Origin of the sequence: Roseovarius maritimus (assembly GCF_043355895.2) — a bacterium.
GTDB lineage: Bacteria > Pseudomonadota > Alphaproteobacteria > Rhodobacterales > Rhodobacteraceae > Roseovarius > Roseovarius maritimus.
Genome location: NZ_JBHFPF020000018.1, coordinates 37,007 through 44,018 on the forward strand (window position 1 = coordinate 37,007; position 7,012 = coordinate 44,018).

Consider the following 7,012-nt stretch of genomic DNA (forward strand, 5'->3'; position numbering starts at 1 on the left):
ATGAGCCGAACGATCATCATCGGCGGGGGCGCCATCGGCCTCAGCCTTGCCTACCATCTAGCCCAGCGGGGCGAGCGTGATATCCTCCTGCTGGAGCGCAACACACTGACCTCCGGCACCAGCTGGCACGCGGCAGGCATCGTAGGGCCCCTGCGCGCGACGCCCAACATGACCCGCCTTGCGATGTATGCGGGCGAGCTTTTCCCGGCGCTGGAGGGGCTGACAGGTCAGGATACCGGCTATCGCCGCACGGGGGGGTACTGGCTGGCCCGCGCCCCCGAGCGGATGGACGAACTCTACCGCATCGCCGCGCTTGGCCGCCATTTCGGCCTGACGCCCGAGATCATCACGCCCGCCGCGCTGGCGGGTGCGATGCCGGATCTGGATACGGAGGGGCTGGTCGGTGCGATGTCGGTGGCAGAGGATGCCAGTGTCAATCCCGTCGATCTCTGCATGGCTTATGCGCGCGGCGCCAAGGCAAAAGGCGTGGAGATCCGCGAGAATACCGGCGTGGCCGCCCTGCTGACAGACGGCCCGCGCATCATCGGGGTGCGCCTCACCGATGGCTTTGAGATCGCGGCAGACAGCGTCGCGCTCTGCGCCGGGGCCTGGTCCAAAAGGCTGGCCGAGACGGCGGGCGTGCCACTGCCCCTCCAGCCGGTCGCGCATATGTACGTCGTGACCGAGCCTATGCCGGACCTTGCGCAGCCCTTTCCCGTGGTGCGTGATCTGGATTCCGGCATCTATATCAAGGGCGACGCGGGCAAGCTGGTGATTGGCGGGTTCGAGCCGGACGCCAAATGCTGGGACGCCTACGGCCCCGAGGGTGACCGCCCGTTTCTGGAGATGGCCGAGGATTGGGAGCAGTTCACCCCCTTCATGGAGGGCGCGCTGTCACTGATCCCGGCGCTTGAAACAGCAGGCATTGCGCATTTCATGAATGGCCCCGAGAGTTTCACCGCCGACACGCGCCCCCTGATCGGGCAGACGCCGCAGGTGGATGGGCTTTTCGTTGCGGCCGGCATGAACTCGGTCGGGATCATGTCCTCGGCCGGGGTGGGCCGCGCGCTGGCCGACTGGATGGTGGACGGCGAGCCGCCCATGGACCTCTGGGAGGTCGATATCGCCCGCGTCGATCCGGCCACGGCGGGCAGCGCCCATATGCAGGCGCGCATGGCTGAGGCGGTCGCTGATCTCTTCACGCTGCACTGGCCTTACAAGCAGCCGAAGGCCGGGCGCGGTCTGCGCCTCTCGCCGCTCCACGGCAAATGGGCCGGGGCGGGCGCTGTCTTTGGCGTCACTGCGGGGTGGGAGCGCGGGCTGTGGTATGCCCAGGCCGAGGTCGAGCGCAGCCTGCCCTACTCCATCGGCGCGCAGCCCTGGCAGGCCATCGCCGCGCGCGAGGCCGCGATCATGGCGGCGGGCACAGCCCTCCTGGATCTGTCGCCTTTCGGCAAGTTCGACATCCAAGGGCCGGAGGCGCTCGCCTTCCTGAACCATATCGCTGCCGCGCAGATGGACGTGCCCCTAGACCGCGCCGTCTATACCCCGATGATGAACGCGCAAGGCGGGATCGAGGGGGACGTTACCATCACACGCATCGGTGCCGAGGCGTTTCGCCTGACCTCGGGCGCCGCGACGCGCAGCCGTGATAGCGCCTATCTGCGCCGCCATGCGGCGGGGCGCGCCGTCACGATCACCGACCGGACCGAGGAGGAGGTTGTCATCGGCGTCATGGGCGCAGGCAGCCGCGCGCTGCTGGCCACGCTTTCGCCCGATGATTTTGGTGATTTCCCCTATGCGACCGCGCGCGCTGTCACCGTTGCCGGCCAGCCCTGCCGCGCCACGCGCGTCAGCTTCGTGGGCGAACTGGGATGGGAGCTGAGCATCCCCGCAGAGTGCGGCGGCCCGGTCTGGGATGCTCTCTATGCTGCGGATGCCTGCCCGATGGGCCATTACGCACTGGACGGGTGCCGCATCGAAAAAGGCTTCAAGCATTGGGGGCATGATCTGGGCCCCGAGGTGACGCCGCTGGAGGCGGGGCTTGGCTTTGCCATAGATTGGGGCAAGGAATTCCTCGGCAAGCCCGCGCTAGAGGCGCAGCGCAGCGCAGGCACCGCCCGTCGCCTTGTGCTGATGGAAGCCGAGGGCGCCCCCCTGATCCTGCATGACGAGCCGGTCTGGGAGGCGGGGCGCGTCATCGGCCTGACCACATCAGGCGGCGTCGGCGCGCGCACGGGGCTGACGTTGAGTTTCGCGATGATCGAAACCGCACCGGGCGAGCCGCTGCGCGACACGGCGGCACGGGCGTTTCAAATCGAGGTGGCGGGCGCCATGTATCCCGCCCAGGCGCTAACCGCGCCGCCCTTCGATCCCAAGGGCGAAAGGATGCGCGGATGAGCGAGGCCGAGGTTCTGATCATCGGCGGCGGCGTGATGGGCGTGTCACTGGCCTATCACCTGATCAAGGCGGGGTGGAGTGACGTGGTGCTGGTCGAAAAGAACGACCTCACCCATGGCTCCACATGGCATGCGGCGGGGCTTTGCACGCATTTCGCGCATAGCGCCACGGTGCAGGAATTGCGCGCCACGTCCGTCCGGCTTTACCGCGATATCCTGCCTGCCGAGACGGGACGAGACGTGGGCTTCCACGCCTCGGGCGCGATGCGCGTCACGCGTAATCCCGACCGGATGGACGAGTTTGCCCATGTCGCGGGCCTGTCGAAATTCACCGGCTACCCGCTGGAGATCATGACGCCCGAGCGCATTGCCGAGCTTTACCCGCTGGCCGAACTGGACGGCCTTCTGGGCGGCATTTACGAGCCTGATGACGGCCATGTCGATCCCACCATGGCGACACAAGCGATGGCGCAGGTGGCCGCGAAAAGCGGCGCCACCTTCCGGCGGTATGAGCCGGTGCAAGGCATCCGTCGCGAGGGCGGCGCGTGGATCGTCGAGACCTCCAAGGATACCATCCGCGCCCGCCATATCGTGAACGCCGCAGGAACATGGGGCTGGGAGATCGGGCATATGATGGGGCTGAACGTCCCCTCCGTGCCGATGCTGCACCAGTATCTGGTGACCGATACCATCCCGGAAGTCGCCGCCCGCATCGCCGCCGGGCTGCCCGAACTGCCCATCATCCGCGACCCCGAGGAAAGCTGGTATGTCCGGCAGGAGCGGGACGGGCTGATCCTTGGCCCCTATGAGGCGGCAGCGCAGCCGTGGTCCATCGACGGCGTGCCGCCCGAATTTGGCGCCGACCTCATGCCCCCCGATCTGGACCGGGTCGAGCATATCATCGAGGCCGCGATGGCGCGCGTCCCGGCACTCGGCACCGGCGGGATCAAATCGGTAGTGAACGGGCCTATCACCTTCACTCCGGATGCAAACCCGCTGGTCGGCCCCGCGCATGGGCTGGCGGGTGCGTGGCTGCTGACAGGCTCCTCCATGGGGGTGATGGAGGGCGGCGGCGCGGGCTGGTTCCTGGCACATTGGATGACTCATGGTGCGCCCCCGATGGATGCGCTGGCGATAGACAGCCGCCGCTTCGGCGCCTGGGCCGACCGCGCCTACCGCGTTGAAAAGGCGGTCGAATGCTTTGGCTTGCAATTCGGCGTGCACTACCCTTACGAGGAGCGCCCCGCCGCGCGCGGCAAGCGCCTGTCGCCCCTGCATGGCGACATGCTGGCACGCGGCGCGGTCATGGGCGCGGCCTACGGGTGGGAGCGCCCCAACTGGTTCTCGGACCGGCCCGGCGACGTGGCAACGCACAGCTTTCGCCGGACGGGCTGGTTTCCCGCCGTCGCGGCCGAGGTGGAGGCGGGCAGCACCCGCGCAGCGCTGGCCGATCTGTCCGTCTTCTCGAAATTCGACGTGACCGGCCCGGACACGCGCGCCTTTGTCGACACGCTGGGCGCCAACCGCGCGCCGAAGCTCGGCCGCATCGCGCTGACCCACCCGCTGACCCCGGCGGGCGGCACGCAGGCGGAATTCACCGTCACGATGCTGGCCGAGGATCACGCCTATCTCACCTCGGCTGCCGCTGCTGAGGAGATGGATCTGGACCTGCTGCGCGCCCATGCAGCGGGCCATGACGTGACAGTGACCAATGTCACCGAGGATTTCGGTGTGATCGGCCTGATGGGCCCCAAAGCGCGCGAAATCCTCTCCAAGGTGACAGATGCCGACCTCGGCGCCTTTCCCTGGCTCACCGCGCAGACCATCCAGGTCGCGGGCAAGCCCGCCCGCGCCCTGCGCGTCTCCTATATCGGCGAGCTGGGGTGGGAGCTGCACCTCGCCGCCGCCGATACCCGCGCTGCCTTCCTCGCGCTGGAGCAGGCGGGCCAGCCTCACGGCATCGGCTATTACGGCGCCTTTGCCGCCAACTCCATGCGGCTGGAAAAGGGCTATCGCGGCTGGGGCAGCGACCTGACGACCGAGCGCACCCCTGAGGAAAGCGGTCTTGCCGCGTTGATCAAATCGGGCCACGGTCATACTGGCGACGCCGCGCTGGCCCGGCGCAGCGCCGATCCCGCCCGCTGGGAGATGGTGCTGCTGGATATCGACACGCAAGGCATCGACCCCTTCTATGCCCATTCCGTGCATTGGGGTGGCCGCGTCGTCGGCATCGTGACCTCGGGCGCGCATGGCCACCGCACGGGCCGCACGCTGGCGCTGGCCTATCTGCGCGAGCGCGGCCTGCGCGATAACCTCAGTGTCGAAATTCTGGGGCGTCCCTGCCCCGCCAAGGTGCTGGAACGCGCGCCTTATGATCCGGACAACCTCAGACTGAAAGGCTAAGCCATGACCAAGACCGACTGGAGCCAGAGCGCCACCGCCGCGCGGCGCGATGCCTATTACGCCGCCTCGCTGACGAAATTCATTCCTTTCCGCGAGCCGCTGGTCTTCCAGAAGGGGCAGATGCAATACCTGTGGGACACGGAGGGGCGCAAATACACCGATCTTCTGGGCATGAACCTGTGCATTTCCGTTGGCCATTCGCATCGCCGCGTCGTCGCCGCCGCGATGGAACAGGCGCAGGAGCTGACCCATTGCACGACGATGTTCTATCACCCCGTCCCCGCCCATTTCGCCGAGGAACTGGCGGCGACCATGCCCAAGGGACCGCAGGGCGATATCGAATGGGTCGTGCATTTCACCAATTCAGGCTCCGAGGCGATCGACCTCGCGATGACCATGGCGCGCACCTATACCGGCAATCTCGATCTTCTGTCCCTGCGCACGGCCTATCACGGGCCGACGGCGGCGGCACAATCGATCACCGGCATCGCGGGCTGGCGCCATCCCGGCATGCCCGGTAACGTCGCCTTCCTGCCCGAGCCGAACCAGTATCGCGGCATCTTCGGCCCCGGCACGCAGCCCTATCTGGACGAGATCGACCGCACCATCACCTCCGCCACCACGGGCCGGGTCGCGGGCATCTTCATCGAATCCATCCAGGGCTATGGCGGTATCATCGAAATGCCCCCCGGCTACCTGAGCGGCGCGGCCGAGCGGGTGCGCGCAGCGGGCGGGCTTTATATCGCGGACGAGGTCCAGTCCGGCTTTGGCCGCACAGGCGATCACATGTGGGGGTTCGAGGCGGATGACGTGATCCCCGATATTGTCGTGATGGCGAAGGGCATCGGCAACGGCTTTCCGCTTGGCGCGGTCGTCGCGCGGCGCGAGGTGGCGGCGCCGATGGCGGACAAGTTCATGTTCCACACCTATGGTGCGAACCCCACCTGCTGCGCCGCCGGGCGCGCCGTGCTGGAGGTGATCGCCGAGGACAAGGTGCAGGCCAATGCCAAACGTGTCGGCACGGCCCTGCTGGAGCGGCTGCACGATCTGAAAGAGCGGCATGGGGCCATCGGCGACGTGCGCGGGCGGGGCCTGATGATGGCGATCGAGATCGTCAAGGACCGCAAGACAAAGGAGCCGGACCGCGAGACGACGGCGGCCGTTTTCGAGGCCTGCCGCGACGCGGGGCTGATCCTGTCGAAATCGGGGCCGCACCAGTCGGTGCTGCGCATGGTGCCCCCGCTTTGCCTAGGGATGGAGGACGTCGATGCTGTGGCCGACGGTTTGGACGCGGCCTTTGCCAGTCTGAGCCGCTAGCGCAGCTACCAAAGCGCGCCGCCGGTAATCTGGATATTGTCCATCGTCAGCCCCAGCGCCTCGTCGCGGCAGAGATAGGCGGCCAGCCCGGCCACCTCACCCGGCTGGATGATGCGCTGTTGCGGGTTGGCCTCGCGGATCTCGCGCACGATCTCGGCGCTGCTGCGGCCCTTGCCCTCACGCGCGGCGATCTCGGCGGTGTCACTATGCAGCATGTCCGTCTCGACCCAGGTCGGGCTGATCATCGTGCAACCCACCCCATGCGCCGCCCCTTCCAGCGCGACGCAGCGCGTCAGGCCCAGAAGGCCCGCCTTGGACGCGCAATAGGCCGGGTTATCCGCCCAGCCTACCGTCGCGGCGGTGGAGCCGATATTGATGATGCGTCCCCAGCCGCGACCCATCATGCCGGGCAGCACCGCGCGCGTCAGGCGAAACGCGCCCGTGAGGTTGGTGTCGATGATCCGGCTCCACAAATCATCCGAATGGCCGACCACCCCCTGCTCGGCGGTGATACCGGCCGCGTTGATCAGGATATCGACGGGGCCGAGGTCTGCCTCGACGGCGGCGATGGCGCGGCTTACCTGCGCGTTATCCTGCACGTCCAGAGGCACGGCCATGAAGGGCGGCGCCTCATCCAGCGCCGCGCGGCGCGAACCGACGGCCACGCGCGCACCATGCGCCGCCAACCGCGCCGCGATAGCCAGCCCCATGCCCGAAAGGCCGCCGCTGACAAAGGCGGTGCGCCCGGTGAGGAAGTTGTCATGCGGCTGGGTATCGGACATCCGGGTCGTCTCCTTTGCAAACGATATGCAGGTTACCCCGCGATCAGGCCCATCTGTTCGAGTTTGAGCACGACCTGGTGGGCGCAGTTGTCGACGTCGACATTTTCGGTT

Annotated in this window: 4 protein-coding genes; 3 read left to right on the forward strand and 1 reads right to left on the reverse strand. The window is 67.5% G+C overall.

Annotation, left to right across the window (positions count from 1 at the left end):
* The 3 genes from ACEWPM_RS18905 to ACEWPM_RS18915 are packed head-to-tail and all read left to right on the forward strand — an operon-like array spanning window position 1 to window position 6,119.
* Window positions 1-2,400: a GcvT family protein gene (locus ACEWPM_RS18905; RefSeq protein ID WP_393963833.1), complete on the forward strand. Its 2,400-nt coding sequence runs from the start codon at window positions 1-3 to the stop codon at window positions 2,398-2,400.
* Entirely contained in the window at window positions 2,397-4,802 is a 2,406-nt protein-coding gene (locus ACEWPM_RS18910) for a GcvT family protein (RefSeq protein ID WP_393963834.1), read from the forward strand. The genes ACEWPM_RS18905 and ACEWPM_RS18910 overlap by 4 nt, the downstream gene beginning before the upstream one ends.
* A 3-nt stretch (window positions 4,803-4,805) precedes the next feature.
* On the forward strand, window positions 4,806-6,119 hold the full coding sequence (locus ACEWPM_RS18915; RefSeq protein WP_393963835.1) for an aspartate aminotransferase family protein: 1,314 nt from the start codon (window positions 4,806-4,808) through the stop codon (window positions 6,117-6,119).
* Between the two features lie 5 nt (window positions 6,120-6,124).
* On the opposite strand, the gene ACEWPM_RS18920 is transcribed toward ACEWPM_RS18915, so the two are convergent.
* Window positions 6,125-6,901, reverse strand: a complete 777-nt coding sequence (locus tag ACEWPM_RS18920) for an SDR family NAD(P)-dependent oxidoreductase (RefSeq protein WP_393963836.1) — start codon at window positions 6,899-6,901, stop codon at window positions 6,125-6,127.
* Between the last annotated feature and the right edge of the window lie 111 nt (window positions 6,902-7,012).